Origin of the sequence: Vibrio sp. 10N.222.55.C6, assembly GCF_041473395.1 — a bacterium.
Classification (GTDB): Bacteria; Pseudomonadota; Gammaproteobacteria; order Enterobacterales; family Vibrionaceae; genus Vibrio; species Vibrio crassostreae_C.
This window is the reverse complement of the sequence record NZ_JBFRSD010001010.1, coordinates 1-556: the sequence shown is the minus strand read 5'-3', so window position 1 is coordinate 556 and position 556 is coordinate 1. Positions and strand designations below refer to the sequence as shown.

Below are 556 nucleotides of genomic sequence, written 5' to 3'. Positions count from 1 at the left end.
AAGTTCAGGATTTCTTACAATGGCTCGGCCAATGGCTACTCGTTGTTTTTGACCACCTGAGAGCTCACTGGGTAAGCGCTCTAGAAGGGGAGTGAGTTGCAAGCTTTCGGCTGTGGACTGCACCAATGAATCGATGGTTTCTTTGGATTCCCCTGCCATCTTGAGCGGAAAGCCAATGTTCTTTTTTACCGTCATGTGCGGATAGAGAGCGTACGACTGAAATACCATCGCAACTTCACGCTCAGAAGGGTGTACGCGATTCAAAATATGCTCGTTGAGCGTCATGGTGCCCTTAGTAATGCTTTCTAAACCAGCAATCATGCGAAGAAGCGTCGATTTTCCGCAACCTGATGGGCCTACAAGCACGACAAATTCACCGTCGTTGATGGTCAAGTTAACCTCAGGGATCACAATGTGGTCACCGTAGGTTTTATGGATATTTTTTAGTTTTAGTTTCGTCATGATTAATTCCTTATTTCAATCCCTATTTCAGGCCCATCGAAAAGCCGCGCAGCAGGTATTTCTGCATATAGCTGGCAAGAAAAAGCATAGGAAC

At 45.9% G+C, this 556-nt stretch carries 1 protein-coding gene; it reads right to left on the bottom strand.

Annotation, left to right across the window (positions count from 1 at the left end; genetic code table 11):
• On the bottom strand, positions 1 to 462 hold a 462-nt coding region (locus tag AB4486_RS27310; protein ID WP_372119921.1), incomplete at its 3' end, for an ABC transporter ATP-binding protein.
• Between the last annotated feature and the right edge of the window lie 94 nt (positions 463 to 556).